The organism is Shewanella sp. NKUCC01_JLK (assembly GCF_019345615.1).
GTDB lineage: Bacteria > Pseudomonadota > Gammaproteobacteria > Enterobacterales > Shewanellaceae > Shewanella > Shewanella oncorhynchi.
Map to the genome: position 1 here is coordinate 1 of NZ_JAHKRD010000036.1, position 859 is coordinate 859.

The following is an 859-nucleotide window of genomic DNA, read 5'->3' on the forward strand; positions in this document are numbered from 1 at the left end:
CTCTACGAACGAACATTTCCGTTAGTGCTGCAAGGCACTCAAACCGCCCATAATCAGTTTCTTAATGAACTCAGAAAAGTATTACCTGACAACATCACCCCGCTGATAGTCACTGACGCGGGCTTTCGTAATCCATGGTTTCGAAAAGTCGAGCAGCTCGGTTGGTATTGGCTGGGTCGCGTTAGAGGATTGAGTGTCTATCGGCCGCATCCTTTCGGTCGCCAATTTTCACTAAAAGCGCTTTATCCCCAAGCCCGTCGTCGCGCAAAACATGTTGGGCGGGTGGCGTTATCGGTAAAGAAACCTTTGTTATGTGAGATGGTATTGTTCAGGGCCCCAAGTAAAGGCAGAAAAGGTCAGCGAAGTACGACAACAGACTGTCACCATACTGCGCAATGGACGTATGAGTTGACCGCCAAAGAGCCTTGGGCACTGGTGACTAACTTGACCATGGAAGCCATGTCGCCTCAAAAACTGGTTAATATTTACCAAAAGCGGATGCAAATAGAAGAAACCTTTAGAGATTTAAAAAGTCCCGCTTATGGCTTTGGTTTACGTCATAGCAGAACACGTTACGCGGCGAGGATGGATATACTGCTATTGATAGCATTATTGGTGCAACTGGCATTTTGGTGGGTAGGATTATATGGGGAAACACAGCAATTACAGCGGCACTTCCAAGCAAACACGATAAAGAAAAGGAATGTGCTATCAACAATCAGGATGGGCAAAGAACTGCTGCGGCGACGGCATGATTACCCCATATCAGCAGATAATTTGCTTTGTGCTGCGAAGAAACTAACTGAACTCTCATTAACTCATGGTTGTTGGGGTTATGAATTATGAGGGGATCCTACAG

1 protein-coding gene is annotated in these 859 nt (G+C 46.2%); it reads left to right on the top strand.

All coding sequences use genetic code 11. The features are described 5' to 3' along the window. On the top strand, positions 1-846 hold an 846-nt coding region (locus KO537_RS22930), incomplete at its 5' end, for an IS4 family transposase (protein ID WP_219236051.1). Positions 847-859 lie beyond the last annotated feature (13 nt).